At 58.1% G+C, this 15299-nt stretch carries 9 protein-coding genes, 1 tRNA gene and 4 pseudogenes; 5 read left to right on the top strand and 9 right to left on the bottom strand.

Going from position 1 to position 15299, the window contains the following annotated elements; all coding sequences use genetic code 11:
• Nucleotides 1–16: 16 nt before the first annotated feature.
• A pseudogene (locus AAHB66_RS15905) lies at nucleotides 17–1421 on the top strand (DUF1996 domain-containing protein).
• A 48-nt stretch (nucleotides 1422–1469) separates the two neighbouring features.
• Here AAHB66_RS15905 and AAHB66_RS15900 read toward each other — a convergent pair.
• The 3 genes from AAHB66_RS15900 to AAHB66_RS15890 form a co-directional block, all read right to left on the bottom strand.
• A tRNA-Pro gene (locus tag AAHB66_RS15900) sits at nucleotides 1470–1546 on the bottom strand.
• Nucleotides 1547–1618: 72 nt separating this feature from the next.
• Nucleotides 1619–3379 (bottom strand): LPS biosynthesis-modulating metalloenzyme YejM, encoded by a 1761-nt coding sequence (gene yejM / locus AAHB66_RS15895; RefSeq protein ID WP_347113565.1) that lies wholly within the window; start codon nucleotides 3377–3379, stop codon nucleotides 1619–1621.
• Nucleotides 3380–3398: 19 nt separating this feature from the next.
• Nucleotides 3399–3626 carry a YejL family protein gene (locus AAHB66_RS15890; protein ID WP_032612681.1) on the bottom strand — a complete coding sequence of 76 codons (228 nt, stop codon included), beginning with the start codon at nucleotides 3624–3626 and terminating at the stop codon, nucleotides 3399–3401.
• A 135-nt stretch (nucleotides 3627–3761) separates the two neighbouring features.
• Between AAHB66_RS15890 and yejK the strand changes: the two genes are divergently transcribed.
• Nucleotides 3762–4769 (top strand): nucleoid-associated protein YejK, encoded by a 1008-nt coding sequence (yejK, locus tag AAHB66_RS15885; protein WP_106995381.1) that lies wholly within the window; start codon nucleotides 3762–3764, stop codon nucleotides 4767–4769.
• A gap of 51 nt (nucleotides 4770–4820) precedes the next feature.
• On the opposite strand, the gene rplY is transcribed toward yejK, so the two are convergent.
• Together rplY and AAHB66_RS15875 are read right to left on the bottom strand one after the other, a co-directional pair.
• On the bottom strand, nucleotides 4821–5105 hold the full coding sequence (gene rplY, locus AAHB66_RS15880; RefSeq protein WP_106995380.1) for a 50S ribosomal protein L25: 285 nt from the start codon (nucleotides 5103–5105) through the stop codon (nucleotides 4821–4823).
• Nucleotides 5106–5231: 126 nt separating this feature from the next.
• Nucleotides 5232–6993: pseudogene (locus AAHB66_RS15875) on the bottom strand (DEAD/DEAH box helicase).
• Nucleotides 6994–7144: 151 nt separating this feature from the next.
• Between AAHB66_RS15875 and rsuA the strand changes: the two are divergent.
• The 3 genes from rsuA (at nucleotide 7145) to AAHB66_RS15860 (ending at nucleotide 9743) form a co-directional block, all read left to right on the top strand.
• Complete coding sequence (gene rsuA, locus AAHB66_RS15870) at nucleotides 7145–7852, top strand: 16S rRNA pseudouridine(516) synthase RsuA (RefSeq protein WP_347113564.1); 708 nt, start codon at nucleotides 7145–7147, stop codon at nucleotides 7850–7852.
• 15 nt (nucleotides 7853–7867) lie between these two features.
• Nucleotides 7868–9064 carry a Bcr/CflA family multidrug efflux MFS transporter gene (locus AAHB66_RS15865; protein ID WP_347113563.1) on the top strand — a complete coding sequence of 399 codons (1197 nt, stop codon included), beginning with the start codon at nucleotides 7868–7870 and terminating at the stop codon, nucleotides 9062–9064.
• Nucleotides 9065–9398: 334 nt separating this feature from the next.
• Nucleotides 9399–9743 (top strand): YejG family protein, encoded by a 345-nt coding sequence (locus AAHB66_RS15860; protein ID WP_347113562.1) that lies wholly within the window; start codon nucleotides 9399–9401, stop codon nucleotides 9741–9743.
• Nucleotides 9744–9746: 3 nt separating this feature from the next.
• Here the strand turns inward: AAHB66_RS15860 and yejF are convergent, their stop codons facing one another.
• The 4 genes and pseudogenes from yejF to AAHB66_RS15840 all read right to left on the bottom strand — a co-directional run bounded on the left by yejF (nucleotide 9747) and on the right by AAHB66_RS15840 (nucleotide 15276).
• Nucleotides 9747–11336, bottom strand: a complete 1590-nt coding sequence (gene yejF, locus AAHB66_RS15855) for a microcin C ABC transporter ATP-binding protein YejF (RefSeq protein WP_347113561.1) — start codon at nucleotides 11334–11336, stop codon at nucleotides 9747–9749.
• 1 nt (nucleotide 11337) lies between these two features.
• The gene (locus tag AAHB66_RS15850) at nucleotides 11338–12363 is read right to left on the bottom strand and encodes an ABC transporter permease (protein ID WP_347113560.1); all 1026 of its coding nucleotides are present in this window, start codon (nucleotides 12361–12363) and stop codon (nucleotides 11338–11340) included.
• Nucleotides 12363–13458, bottom strand: a pseudogene (locus AAHB66_RS15845) (microcin C ABC transporter permease YejB). The gene AAHB66_RS15850 and the pseudogene AAHB66_RS15845 overlap by 1 nt, the downstream one beginning before the upstream one ends.
• Nucleotides 13459–13467: 9 nt before the next feature.
• A pseudogene (locus AAHB66_RS15840) lies at nucleotides 13468–15276 on the bottom strand (extracellular solute-binding protein).
• Between the last annotated feature and the right edge of the window lie 23 nt (nucleotides 15277–15299).

Genomic DNA, 15299 nt, shown 5'->3' with positions numbered 1-15299 from the left:
CTATCAGGAGATATTTATGAAAAGGACCACACTCTATACCGCGCTGGCGTCAGCTTTGTTGCTGCCGTCACTGTATGCCCATGCCGGCCCACAGGCGCACGTCGTCTGCGCTTACAACCACACCCTGGGCGATGACGCCGTGATGATGTTCGGCAAAGTCAATCAGGCGATGTGGCACGACTTTTTTGGCAATACCCGCACCGACGCTTACTCATCCTATGCCTCGCTGCGCAAGCAGGCAGAAACCACCTGCGATAACAAAGCCGACAGTTCGGCCTACTGGGCTCCTTCCCTGCGTCTGCCGGACGGCACGGTGGTGAAGCCTGCCTATCAGAAAACCTATTATCAGGCTTCAAACGTCGATCAGTACCCGCTCAGCCCGTTCCCGGCCGGGCTGGCGATGGTGGCGGGCGATCACCACGGTTCGAAACCCAACTCGCGGATCACCTTTTTATGCGCCAACGGCAAAGGCTACAGCAATAAAATCGGTGAAGTGTGCGGCCTGAGAAAGGCCAAAGATGCGGTGCAGTTTAATATCGGCATCCAGTTCCCCAACTGCTGGGACGGCATCAACCTGAAGCCGCACCACGGGATGGCTAACGCGGCCTACGATGTGAAAGGGCAGTGTCCTTCCGGCTTCCCGGTGAAGATCCCGACGGTGAACATGAACGTGGCTTACGTGCTGCACGGCATAAGCTCCCTGGATACCGCCAAAGCGCAGCTGTCGCTCGATCCCACCATGAATGGCGACGCGCGCGAGGAGCACTGGGGGGAGTCTGTACACCGCCCACGCCGACTTTATGAACGGCTGGACCGAAGAGGGCGCCCGCTTTATGACCGAGATGTGCATGAACCAGGGCATGGATTGCGGCACCAACGTGCCTTACGGCTATACGAAGGCGCTGGCCAACGTCTGGGTAAGCAGCGAAACGCCGACTACCCCGGTTCCGACAGCGCAGACCCTGCTAATCCAGGATAACTGGAAAAACGGCGGCCGTACCCGTAACGTCGAGACCATGAGCCTGGTGAAATTTAAAATCCCGGCGCTGCCGACCGGCCAGGATCCGTCCCTGTTCAAGTACAAGATCCGCATCTATGGCGGAAAAGTCGAAGCCAACGGCGCGGATCAGATCTTCTTCTACCCGGCCAGCAACGACTGGGATCCGGCTACCGTCACATGGAAAAAACGACCTTCCTGCAACTACAGCTCGGATGCTGTCCTGTATCTCAACAACAAGCGTGAATACCGGATGGTGGATGTCGACAAGGCGGTGCGTAAAGCGCTGGCCGCAGGGAAAACGGAAATCTCGTGGTACATCGGTGGCGACCGTCAGGGTAACCATTATCAGTTCAGCCCGGCGGACTCCAAAGAGAGCCTGATGCTGATGCTGAGCGGATATAAACATACCCCGGAAATCTGACTGGCATAAAAAAACCAACCGCTTGCGGTTGGTTTTATTGGGAATTTTTGGTCGGCACGGAGAGATTTGAACTCTCGACCCTCGCCACCCCATGACGATGCGCTACCAGGCTGCGCTACGTGCCGACACAGAAAATTTATACTACCCATTTCCGCGTTTAATGCAAGGCCAGTTCAGGCTAACTGATTAATTTTAAATCAGTTAGCAATGAACCGTTTTTCATCCGTCAACACCTGCAACAGCAGGCTGAGCTGTGGCGTCTGGTCGTTGAGCTTCTCGCCCTGCGGATTATAGGTTTTGTAGCTGCCGTTGCTGTTCAGGACCAGCGTCAGGGTTGGGGTCGTGACGGCCAGCGTATTATTGCTGGCGGCGGTCACCCAGTTATGACGACGTGTGGCGCTGAACAGATCCTGACCCTGGGAATACTCATTCGCTGGCGTGCTGACGTGAAGCAGACGCTGCATCAGGGTGGTCATTACATCTTTATGATCGGTCAGCATGTTGATGCGCTGCGATGGCGTGCCCGGCCAGTGGATCACCAGCGGAACGTGCAGGCGAGGGCGCGACCAGTCAACATCCTTGCTCTCGTTGTCCAGCGGTACGCCGTGACCGGCGGTGATCACCACTACCGTGTTCTCCAGCTTGCCGGATTCACGCAGGGCATTCAGCACCCGGGCGATCTGCGCATCCACATCACCTGCCGCCTTAGCGTAGCGGCGGGCAAAGGTTTTCTGGTTACTGTCATCCAGCGTGGTGCCGTTGAGGGCAATCCACGAGAACCAGCGGTTATCGTCCTGCGCATAGCGGTTCAGCCAGCTGATCCACTGTCCGGCGGTCTGTGCGTCGGACTGGCTCTGGGTGGCCGGCAGCGAGAAGTCGGACAACAAGGCCTGGCGATACAGCGGACTGCTGAAGCCATCAGACGAGAACAGTCCCAGCTGGTAACCCTGCTGGTTCAGGCCGGTGATCAGCGCTGCAGGGATACGCGACGACAGTACGCCGTCCATATAGCCCGGCGAAATGCCGTAGAACAGACCGAAGAGCCCGGTATCGGTGGCGTTACCGGAACTCATATGTTGGGTAAAGTTGATGTTCTTATCGGCAAACTCCGCCAGAGCCGGCATCTGCTTCTCAAAGCGGGAGTAGTTCAGCCCGTCCACGGTGATCAGCAGGACGTTCTGCCCCTGGCCCATGTCACGGTAGCGCAGATCGCTGAGCGGATACTGCACCGATACCGCTTCAGGATTACCTTGTTCGATCAGGCGACGCTGATACTCCTGCGCATCCAGCAGGCCGTGTTTCTCGAGGAAACGACGGGCGGTCATTGGATAGGAGAGTGGCAGGTTCGCGCGCTGCATGGTGATCGGCCGATAGAAGTTGGCGTCAGCCCAGATATACATGAAGTGCGAGCCGATAAAGGCCACAAAAAACAGGGCCGCGACCGGTTTAGCGTAGCGACGACGGCGCGTCAGGCTGCGCAGCTTTTGCCAGCTCCAGGTGGCAAACAGCATCTCAATCAGCAGGATAATCGGCACGCTGATAAACATCAGCTGCCAGTCACGTGCCGTTTCGTTCTGGTCGGGGTTAATCACCAGTTCCCAGACGACAGGATTAAGATGCAGGTGGAAACGGGTAAAGACTTCGCTGTCGATGAGCAGAAGCGTCATGCCGACGGTAGCGAGGATAGCGGAGACAAACCGCATCAGCCGCTGGGACATGACGACAAACGTCAGCGGGAACAGGATCAGGAGATAGGTCGAGAACACCAGAAAGCTGAAATGGCCAATGACGCTCATCCAGGAGTAGATACGCCCGGCAAGCGTTGTCGGCCAGTCGGCGACAAACAGATAACGACTGCCAAGCACCATCGCCAACAGAATGTTGAACAGGGCAAACCAGTGCCCCCAGCTAACCATCTGGGAGACTTTTTCACGGTAGCGCTGACGATTCGTCACCATAAACTGTCGTTCGTTTCCCTTAGTGCGCCTGGTCGTCGTTAACCGAGGACTGTAAGGCCTGAGCGAAAGATTTCGCGATCGCCTGGCGCTGGGCCGGCGCAACGCTGGTATTGATAAGGTTAGTCACCATATTTCCCAGAACCATCAGGGAAAGGTCGGTTGGCGCCTTATGTTTTTCCAGTACGTTGAGCAGCTCACTGAGCATTTGTTCAACGTGTTCATCACTATAGCGGGAGAGTTGTGGCATAAATCGAAATCTGTTTGTGGAGGAAAGGGCAACATATTACCGTAGCAACAGCTTTTTTTCCCCCTTTTTTATCTTCGGTTGCATACATGACTGGCGGGTGGTTGAATACGGCCCGGTCTAAAAGGAGAGTTTATCATGAGTCTGGATATCAACCAGATTGCCCTGCACCAGCTTATCAAGCGTGATGAGCAAACCCTTGAGCTGGTGCTGCGCGATTCGTTACTGGAACCTACACCTACCGCGGTCGACATGATCGCGGAGCTGCACCGGGTTTACAGCGCTAAAAACAAAGCCTATGGCCTGTTCAGCGAAGAGAGTGAACTGGCGCAGACGCTGCGCCTGCAGCGTCAGGGCGAAGAGGATTTCCTCGCCTTCAGCCGGGCCGCTACCGGTCGCCTGCGCGATGAGCTGGCGAAGTACCCATTTGCCGATGGCGGGATTGTCCTGTTCTGCCATTATCGTTACCTGGCGGTGGAGTATCTGCTGGTGGCGGTGCTGAACAACTTAAGCAGCATGCGCGTCAATGAGCAGTTGGATATCAGCTCCACTCACTATCTGGACATCAACCACGCGGATATCGTGGCGCGTATCGATTTAACCGAATGGGAAACCAATCCGGAATCGACCCGCTATCTGACCTTCCTGAAAGGGCGGGTAGGGCGCAAGGTTGCGGACTTCTTTATGGACTTCCTCGGCGCCAGCGAAGGGCTGAACGCCAAAGCGCAGAATAAAGGCCTGCTGCAGGCGGTGGATGACTTCACTGCGGAAGCCGAGCTCGACAAATCCGAGCGGCAGAACGTGCGTCAGCAGGTGTACGCCTACTGCAACGAGCAGCTGCAGGCGGGGGAAGAGATCGAGCTGGAGTCGCTGTCAAAAGAGCTGGCCGGCGTTAGCGAGGTGAGCTTCCAGGACTTTACGGCGGAGAAAGGCTACGAGCTGGAAGAGAGCTTTCCGGCGGATCGCAGCACCCTGCGTCAGCTCACCAAATTTGCCGGCAGCGGCGGCGGGTTAACCATTAACTTTGATGCCATGCTGCTGGGCGAGCGCATTTTCTGGGATCCGGCGACCGACACCCTGACCATTAAAGGTACTCCGCCGAACCTGCGCGATCAGCTGCAGCGTCGCACCTCCGGCGGTAAATAGCGGCCATAAAAAAACCCCGCAATGCGGGGTTTTTTCTCAACCTGTCAGCGATTACGCGCGAACGAAGTCGATGTGAGACAGTTTTGGCTTGAACGGGTGACGCTGAACAGCCTGAACCTTCACTTTTTCTTCTTTACCGTCAACAACCAGGGTCAGAACTTCGCCGTAAAAACCAGGCTTGTCCTGCAGGTTCCACACTTTGTCGTGGTCCAGTTCGATTGCGATCGGAGCAGCTTCGCCGCCATAGATGATGGCAGGGAATTTGTTTGCTACGCGCAGGCGGCGGCTCGCACCCTTGCCCTGCTCTTTACGTGCTTCTACATTGATAGTTAACATTGATTTCTCTCTGTACATATTATTCCTGCTACAGGCGACCCAGCAGCAGGTAAGTGTTCTGCCTCACGGATGTGAAGCGGGCGGCATTTTATACTCAAATGGCCCACACATCAATGAAAAGTCCCTTTATCCCCGTAATTCATTGGCCCGGCGATAGCGGCCCTCATAATCGAAAACCTTCTCGCGCACCTGCCAGAACTGCCCTTTTTTGCGCGCCACCACAAAGTCAGGGTGGCGCAGCAGCGGCTGCTGATGAACGATGTCCGCCGCATTGATCCAGCGCAGCGGCACCCCTGGCGTGCGGGTATGCGGGCGGATAAACAGCTGCTCAAAGGCGGTACGCTGGGCGGGCGTCTGCAGGCGGAAGCGCTCACTTACATCGGCACCGTCTTCGTCGTAATAGGTGATTTTCAGCCATTCGCCTTTCTCATCCGCGCCGTGGGCCAGCACCATTCCGCTGCAGCGCAGCACCAGCGCGTCTTTTAGCTTCAGGGCCGCTTTCAGCATATCGTCAGGATCCACCAGCACCGTATCGCAGACGCGGCAGCGGCGGGCGGCAATGTCGTTTTCGGCGTTACACTGCGGGCAGTTTTTAAAGCGGAAGCGGTAGTCGCACTGCTCGCGATGGCCCTCGTCATCTTCAAACCAGCCCTGACAGCGGCGGCCAAAGTGCTCAATCAGGGTGCCGTCGGCGGTGGTTTTGCCCCAGAAGGTGTTGGCAAACCCGCAGTCGGGGCAAAACACCTGCACGGGGACGTTGTCACTTTTTCCTTTTGGTGCCCCCACTTCCGGGGCGTACAGGTCGTGCGGGTTCCCGGCGTAATCCAGAATCAGGCAGTCGGTTTTGCCGGGGGCCAGGCGCAGGCCGCGGCCGACAATCTGCTGATAGAGGCTGACGGATTCGGTCGGGCGCAGAATGGCGATCAGGTCGACGTGCGGGGCGTCAAAGCCGGTAGTAAGCACTGACACATTGACCAGGTAGCGGAAATGCTGCGCCTTAAAATCTTCAATCAGCCGGTCGCGCTCGCTGCCCGGCGTTTCGCCGGTGATAAGCCGCGCTTCGCTGGGGGGGCAGCAGGCCGGTGATCTCCCGGGCGTGCTCCACGGTAGCGGCAAAAATCATCACCCCTTTGCGGTCAGCGGCAAATTCCATAATCTGGCTGATGATGTGCGGGGTAATACGATCCTGCTTTTTCAGCTCGCGGTTGAGATCCGCCTCGCTGAACAGGCCGTTGCTCTGCACCTGCAAACGGCTGAAATCGTACTGTACCACCGGCATATCCAGCCGCTCCGGCGGCGTCAGGTAGCCGTGTTTGATCATGTAGCGCAGCGGCAGCTCGTAAATGCAGTCGCGGAACAGCGCCTTCTCATTGCCGCGCACCATCCCGTGATAGTGAAAGCGGTAGATCCAGCCTTTGCCGAGGCGGAACGGGGTGGCGGTAAGCCCCAGCAGCCGGATCTGTGGGTTGACGCTCTTCAGGTGGGTCAGGATCTGCTGGTACTGGCTGTCATCGTCATCGCTGATGCGGTGGCACTCGTCCACGATCAGCAGCGAGAACTCGCTCTGAAACTTATCCAGATTGCGCGCCACCGACTGCACGCTGCCGAACACCACCTTGCCGTGGCTCTCCTTACGCTGTAAACCGGCGGCAAAAATATCGGCCTCCAGGCCCAGCGCCAGATACTTGGCATGGTTCTGCGCCACCAGCTCTTTGACGTGCGCCAGCACCAGCACGCGACCGCGCGCCAGGCGTGCCAGCTCAGCGATCACCAGGCTTTTGCCCGCGCCCGTAGGCAGGACGATGGCGGCCGGTTCTTTATGCTGACGAAAGTGGGCGAGGGTGGCGTCCACGGCTTCCTGTTGATAGGGGCGAAGTGTAAAGGTCATGGTTACTCAGCTTGGTTATCCCGCATATAGTATGCCACGAAACTTTTTCCCTTGAGTGGCGCACAGAGCCCGTTATACTGAGCTGTTGTTAACTGCTTCTTTTCCGGGCGCCCCGTCCGGCTCCTGGCACCTTTAAGGCTAAAATTATTTCATGCGACTTGATAAGTTTATCGCTCAGCAACTCGGCGTAAGCCGCGCTATTGCTGCGCGTCTGATTCGCGGCAGCCACGTTACCGTGGATGACGATATTGTGCGAGACAGCGCGTTCAAACTCCAGCCTGAGCATCAGGTGGAATATGAAGGCAATTCGCTGACCCAGCAGAACGGCCCGCGTTACTTCATGCTCAATAAGCCGCAAGGCTATGTCTGCTCGACCGACGACCCCGATCATCCGACCGTGCTCTATTTCCTGGATGAACCCGTGGCGCACAAGCTGCACGCCGCCGGTCGTCTGGATATCGACACCACCGGTCTGGTGCTGATGACCGACGACGGTCAGTGGTCGCATCGTATTACCTCCCCGCGTCACCATTGTGAGAAGACCTACCTGGTGACCCTGGAATCGCCGGTGAGCGACAGCACGGCAGAGCAATTCGCCCATGGCGTCCAGCTGCATAATGAAAAAGATCTGACCAAACCCGCCGTGCTGGAAGTGATCACCCCTACCGAAGTGCGTCTGACCATCAGCGAAGGGCGCTACCATCAGGTAAAACGCATGTTTGCGGCCGTGGGTAACCACGTTGTCGGTCTGCATCGCGAACGGATCGGAGAAATTGCTCTCGACCCGGAACTTGCGCCAGGCGAATACCGCCCGTTGACGGAAGAAGAAATTGCCAGCGTTGGCCTCTCTTCACGCTAATTTCAGGAGATCACTGTGACCACCAGGCCACACTCGTCGTTCAGCATTGTCTTTATTCTTGGCCTGCTGGCCATGCTGATGCCGCTGTCCATCGACATGTATCTGCCCGCGCTGCCGGTGATCGCTGAGCAATTTGGCGTACCTGCGGGTAGCGCACAAATGACCCTCAGCACCTATATCCTCGGCTTTGCCCTCGGCCAGCTGCTGTACGGACCGATGGCCGACAGCCTGGGCCGCAAACCGGTGATCCTGGGCGGGACGCTGGTGTTTGCGGCGGCAGCAGCGGCCTGCGCGATGTCGCAGTCCATCGATCACCTGATCGTGATGCGTTTCTTCCACGGCCTGGCGGCAGCGGCGGCCAGCGTGGTCATCAACGCCCTGATGCGTGATATCTACCCGAAAGAAGAGTTCTCCCGCATGATGTCCTTCGTCATGCTGGTCACCACCGTTGCGCCGCTGGTGGCACCGATGGTCGGGGGCGCGGTGCTGGTGTGGTTCAGCTGGCACGCGATTTTCTGGATCCTGGCACTGGCGGCCCTGCTGGCCTCGGCGATGATCTTCTTCTTTATTAAGGAAACCCTGCCCGCTGAGCATCGGCATAAGTTTCATATCCGTACTACCCTCGGTAACTTTGCCTCGCTGTTTCGTCATAAACGCGTGCTGAGCTATATGCTGGCCAGCGGCTTCAGCTTTGCCGGGATGTTCTCCTTCCTCAGCGCCGGGCCTTTTGTCTACATTGAGCTTAACCACGTCTCTCCGCAGCATTTTGGCTACTACTTTGCGCTGAACGTGGTGTTCATCTTTGTGCTGACGATGATCAACAGCCGCTTCGTCCGTCGGGTGGGGGCGCTGAACATGTTCCGCATCGGGCTGTGGATCCAGTTCGTGATGGCGATGTGGATGGTGGTGACTGCCTTCTTCGACGTCGGCTTCTGGACCCTGGTGGTGGGTATCGCGGCCTTTGTCGGCTGTATCTCGATGGTGTCGTCCAACGCGATGGCGGTGATCCTCGATGAGTTCCCGCATATGGCCGGAACGGCCTCCTCCCTGGCGGGGACCTTCCGCTTCGGGATTGGCGCCATTGTCGGGGCGCTGCTGTCGCTGGCGACCTTTACCAGCGCCTGGCCGATGCTCTGGTCCATTGCCCTGTGCGCCACCGGCTCCATTCTGTTCTGTCTTTACGCCAGTCGACCCCGAAAAGCGGTGAAATAAAGCACAAAAAAAGGGTCCCGACGGGGCCCTTTTTTGATGCCGGTCAATCAAAACAGGTTTCCCTGAGGTCATGTTTGTTTCTTTTATGTAAAATATATTTGTGTAAATAGTCACAGCTTTGTACCTAAAAAGGTTGTGTTAGATCACAGAAACGGGTACATATAGCGCCGCCATCGATCTGAAACACTGACTAAAAGCCCTGATAAATAAGACGCCAGAGCCCGTGGAGACTGGGTGTAAGCGTTTTCTTACTCAAAACAGAGCAAGTGTTTAATGATGTGTTACTATAAATGTAAATAGATTGTGAAGTATATTTTGCTTTCGGGGAACAAACGTGAATACATTACAGCTCTCCATTATCCATCGCTTGCCGCAGAGCTATCGCTGGTCGGCGGGTTTTGCAGGCTCGAAGGTTGAACCGATTCCGCAAAATGCCGCGAACGGTGATAACTGTCTGGTGGCGCTCAAGCTGCTGGGCCCGGAAGAGGGCAACTCATGGCCGGTGATGGAAAAGTTGAGCCAGGCGCTGACCGATATTGAGCTCTACAGCTCGGTCCTGGAGTGTGAGGGCGAGCCGTGCCTGTTCGTGAAAAGCCAGGACGAGTTCGCGGCGACTTGCCGCCTGAAAAACTTCGGTGTGGCGATTGCTGAATCCGTAGCAGGTCAGGATCCTTTCTGAGCGTCAGCGTAACGCCAGGAGCTGACGCGTATACTCCTGCGTCGGCGCGGCAAACACGCGCTGACACTCCCCTTGCTCGACCACCTCTCCCTGCCGTAGCACAATCACCTGGTGACACAGCGCCCTGACCACCTGTAAATCGTGGCTGATAAAGATATAGGCCAGCCGGTGTTTTTCCTGTAGGTCCTTCAGCAGCGCCAGAATCTGCGCCTGAACGGTTTTATCCAGCGATGAGGTCGGTTCATCCAGAATGATCAGCTCCGGGCGCAGGATCAGCGCACGGGCAATGGCGATGCGCTGGCGCTGGCCGCCGGAAAAGGCGGCGGGATAGCGATGCCGGGTCTGCGGATCCAGCCCCACTTCGCCCATCACCCGAATCACCTCCTCTTCGCGTGCCTGCAGGCTGAGACCGGGCTGGTGCACCCGCAACCCCTCCTCAATAATTTGCTGCACGTTGAGACGCGGATTCAGGGAGGAGTTGGGATCCTGAAACACCACCTGCATCCGGTGGCGGACGGGCAACATCTGTCGGCGATCCCAGCGGTGCAGCGGCTGGCCGTCAAACTCAATTTCCCCTTTCGAGGCGATCAGGCGCAGCAGCGCCAGCCCGGTGGTACTCTTCCCGGAGCCCGACTCGCCCACCAGCCCGAGGGTTTCACCCGGACTCAGCGTGAAGCTGACGTTGTTCAGCACCTGCTTGTTGTCCACCACCCGGCGCAGGAGACCTTTGCGCACCGGAAACGCCACGGACAGATCTTTCACACTCAGCAGCGGTTGTGCCGCCTCAGGCAGCGGAACGGGATCCCCGGCGGGCTCGCTGTCGAGCAACCGCTGGGTGTAAGGGTGCTGTGGGGAGGCGAGTAGCGTCGCGGCCCGGTTCTGTTCCACGCAGCGGCCGTTCTGCATCACCGCCACCCGGTCGGCCAGCTTTTTCACGATGCTGAGGTTGTGGGTGATAAACAGCAGGCTCATGTTCAGTTCGTCACGCAGCTCGCGTAACAGCTGCAGGATCTGCGCCTGCACCGTGACGTCCAGCGCGGTGGTTGGCTCATCGGCGATCAACAATTCCGGACGGGTCAGCAGCGCCATGGCGATCATTACCCGCTGGCGTTCACCGCCGGAGAGCTGATGGGGAAAATCGGCCAGCCGTTTTGCGGCGTTACGGATCCCGGTGCGCTCGAGGCAGTCGAGCATCTCCCCGCGCGCCGCCTCTTTACGCATCCCGCGGTGCAGGGAGAGCACCTCATAAAGCTGTTTTTCGAGGGTGTGTAGCGGGTTAAGCGACACCATCGGCTCCTGAAAAATCATGGCGATCTTGTTGCCCCGCACCCCGCGCAGGGTGCGCTCGTCGGCATGCAGCAGCGACTGGCCGTGAAACAGGATATCGCCCTGCGGGTAGACTACCGGCGGGGCAGGAAGCAGGCGCAGGACCGAGAGGGCGGTGACGCTCTTTCCGGAGCCCGATTCTCCCACCAGCGCCAGCGTCTCGCCGGCGTCAATCTGCAGAGAGATCTCGTTGACCACGGTGCGCAGCTCGCCCTGCTGGCGAAAAGCGATGGAGAGCGCGTCGATATGAAGCAGAGGCTGGGTCATCTTACACCGCCTTATTCGGGTCAAAGGCATCGCGCACCGCTTCGCCAATAAAAATCAGCAGCGAGAGCAGCACGGCGACGGAGAGAAAACCGGCAATCCCGAGCCACGGCGCCTGCAGATTGTTTTTGCCCTGCAACAGCAGCTCACCCAGGGATGGCGACCCCAGCGGCAGGCCGAAGCCGAGGAAATCGAGCGAGGTGAGGGTGGTAATGGAGCTGCACAGAATAAACGGCAGAAAGGTCAGGGTTGCCACCATGGCGTTCGGCAGCATGTGGCGGAATATGATCCCGCGATCGCTCACCCCCAGCGCCTGGGCGGCGCGAATGTAGTCAAAGTTGCGGGTGCGCAGGAATTCGGCCCGCACGACGCCCACCAGCGCCATCCAGCCAAAGAGCACCGTTATCGCCAGCAGCCACCAGAAGTTGGGCTGAACCACGCTGGAGAGCAGAATGATCAGGAACAGCGTCGGCATCCCGGACCAGACTTCAATAAAGCGCTGCCCCCAGAGGTCAATTTTGCCGCCGTAATAACCCTGAATCGCCCCGGCCAGCACGCCCATCACGCTGGAAAAGAGGGTCAGCATCAGGCCAAACAGAATGGAGATCCGCGTCCCGTACAGAATGCGCGCCAGCACATCTCCACCGTTGGCATCGGTGCCGAGCCAGTTTTGTGCCGAAGGGTGGGACGGGAACGGCGTGGTGGTGGCAAAGTTAATGCTGGTGGCACCGAAGCGGACCGGGGTCCAGAGCACCCAGCCGTGCTTGTCTAACTGGGTCTGTAACCACGGGTCCTGATAATCCGCTGCGGTGGCGAAGGGGCCGCCAAAATCGCTCTCGCTGTACTCTTTCACCACCGGGACGTACCAGCGATCGTTAAAGTGCACCAGCAGCGGCTTGTCGTTGGCAATCAGCTCCGAGCACAGGCTGAGGGCAAAAAACAGGGCGAAAATCCACAGCGACCAGTAGCCGCGGCGATTGTGACGAAAGCGAGCCCAACGGGCCTGATTGATAGGGCTTAAGCGCGGCATCAGCGACCCTCAAAATCAATGCGCGGATCGACCAGCGTATAGCAGATATCGCTGAGGATATTCAGCAGCAGGCCAATCAGGGTGAAAATATAGAGCGTGCCAAACATCACCGGATAATCCCGCGAGACGGTGGCCTCGTAGCCGAGCAGCCCCAGGCCGTTGAGAGAGAACATCACCTCAATGAGCAGGGAGCCGGTAAAGAACATGCTGATAAAGGTGGCGGGAAAACCGGCGATCACCAGCAGCATGGCGTTGCGAAAAATGTGTTTCCACAGGATGCGCCGCTCGCTCACCCCTTTGGCGCGGGCGGTGACCACGTACTGCTTGCGGATCTCGTCGAGGAAGGCGTTTTTGGTCAGCATGGTCAGGGCCGCAAAGCCGCCGATCACCGTCGCCAGCACCGGCAGGGTGATGTGCCACAGATAGTCGGTGATCTTCTTATACCACGGCAGGCTGCTGAAATCGGTCGACACCAGACCGCGCAGCGGGAAGAGGTCGAAGTAGCTCCCCCCCGGCAAAAAAGACGATCAGCAGCACCGCAAACAGAAACGCCGGGATCGCATAGCCAATAATAATGAAGGTGCTGCTCCAGATGTCGAACCGGCTGCCGTTATCCATCGCTTTGCGGATGCCGAGCGGGATCGAGACCAGATAGATAATCAGGGTCCCCCACAGCCCCAGAGTGATGGACACCGGCAGGCTCTCTTTGATCAGATGCAGCACCGAGGCGCTACGGAACAGGCTGTCGCCAAAATCAAAACGCAGATAGTCCCCCAGCATTTTGAAGTAGCGTTCGTGGATCGGCTTATCAAAACCGTAGCGTTGGGTGATCTCGGCGATCACCTCCGGATCCAGGCCGCGCCCGCCGCGATAGTGGCTCTCATTGATGTTGCCCACCCCGGTGCGGGCGTGGCTGGCGCGCATCCCTTCATCGCCCCCGCCGGGCATCGCCCCGCTGTTACCGAACTCAATGGCGGCAATCGCCTGATCCACCGGGCCACCCGGGGCGATCTGCACGATAAAAAAGTTGATGGTGATGATCGCCCACAGGGTGGGGATTATCAGCAGTAAACGACGAAGTAAATAAGCGCCCATTGCGTATCCTTAACGCCGCTCGGCGGGTAATTTCGCCGCTCTGTTAACGTCATACCACCAGTTTTCGAACCCGAGAGTGTAGACCGGGCGCTGGGCAGGAAGGGCGAACTTATCCCAACGGGCCACCCGGTCCTGGGCCATAAACCACATCGGCAGCATGTAATAGTTCCAGGTCAGGACCCGATCCAGCGCCCGCCCGAGGGGCAGCAGTTTCTCTTTGTCACCCTGGGCGGCAACGATCTGCGCGATCAGGGCGTCGATAGCCGGGTTTTTCACCCCCCGGTGCATTATAGGTAGAGTCAATGTACTGGGAGGCCCAGGAGATCTGCAGGTCAGTGCCGGGCCAGGGCATCGCCCGCCACAGGCGCGGCATCATATCGTAATCGCGGTTGCGCATTCGGTTGGTGGCTTGCGAATTATCCACCTGGCGGATGTTCATGGTAATGCCCAGCCGTTCAAGGTTGTGCTGGAAAGGCAGCACCCACTGGTTATTACCGCCCGAGGGCAGCAGCAGCTCAAAGCTGAGCGGTTTCCCGGTTTGCTTGCTGACCCGCTGCCTGTTTTTGATTTCCCACCCGGCCTCGTCCAGCAGCTGGCCGGCTTTCAGCAGGTTGTTACGATCGTAGCCGTCGCCTTTGGAGGCCGGCGGCTGGAAGACGCTGGTAAAGACGTCCGGGGGGAATATCGCTTTTCAGCGGCCCGAGGAGCGTCAGTTCCGCGGCGTCCGGGTAGCCTTTCGCCGCATACTCCGTGTTCTGGAAATAGCTGTTAACCCGGCTGTAGGCGCCGTAGAACAGCGCCTTGTTCATCCACTCAAAATCAAAGGCCAGGGTAATGGCCTGACGCACGCGGCGATCGCTGAATACCGGGCGCTGAATATTAAACGCCAGCCAGCGCGTATCCTGAGCGGAGTCGTTTTTCAGCGCCTCTTTCACGATAAAGCCGCGGTCAAAGTTTTTCCCGGTGTAGCGCGTGGCCCAGTTTTTGGCGCTGCTCTCCACCCGCATATCAAAGGCACCCGCTTTAAAGGCCTCGAAGGCCACGTTATCGTCCAGATAGTAGTCGTAGCGCAGGGTGTCAAAATTCCAGCGTCCCCGGTTCACCGGCAGGTTGGCCGCCCAGTAATCTTTCACCCGGGAGTAGATAAGATACTGTCCCATCCGCCAGCGGGTGATGCGATACGGCCCGCCGGCCAGCGGTGGGGTGGAGAGCGGATCGCTGAGCTTGTGATCTTTCCAGAACTTTTCGGGCATCACTGGCAGGGTCAGCAGGCTCAGCATGTCCTCTTTATTGGGATTAGCAAGCGTGATGCGCACCGTCAGCGGGGCGATGGCCGTTACCGTTGCCCCTTTATAGACCAGCCGGAACTGCGGTACCCCTTCGGTCATAAACTTATGGAAGGTGAAGGCCACGTCGCTGGCCTTCACCGGCGTGCCGTCATGAAAGCGCGCCTGCGGGTTGAGGGTCAGCTCCATCCACGAAAAATCGTCGGCGTAGCGCGCCATCTCGGCCACCAGCGGATAGTAGCTGCCCGGCTCATCGTCAGAGGTGGTAAAGAGGGTATCGTAGAGGGCGTCGGTGCGCTCGGCCGCGACGCCGCGCAGGGCGTAGCGGTTAAAGTTGTCGAAGGTGCCGTTGGCCGCAAGGGTGATGCTACCCCCCCTTTGGCGCGGCAGGATTCACGTAATCATAATGATCGAAATTGATGGCATATTTCGGCTCGCCAATCACCGCGAACGCGTAGCTCTCTTTGATGGTTTGCGCCTGGCTGAGTCCACTCATCATCGCCATCAGCAGCACTATCATGCGCACAATCATTCCGCTACGTTTTCCTCTTACAG

This window comes from Leclercia sp. S52 (assembly GCF_039727615.1).
Classification (GTDB): Bacteria; Pseudomonadota; Gammaproteobacteria; order Enterobacterales; family Enterobacteriaceae; genus Enterobacter; species Enterobacter adecarboxylatus_B.
Note: the sequence above shows the minus strand (reverse complement) of the source record. Positions and strands in the feature narration are given on the sequence as shown.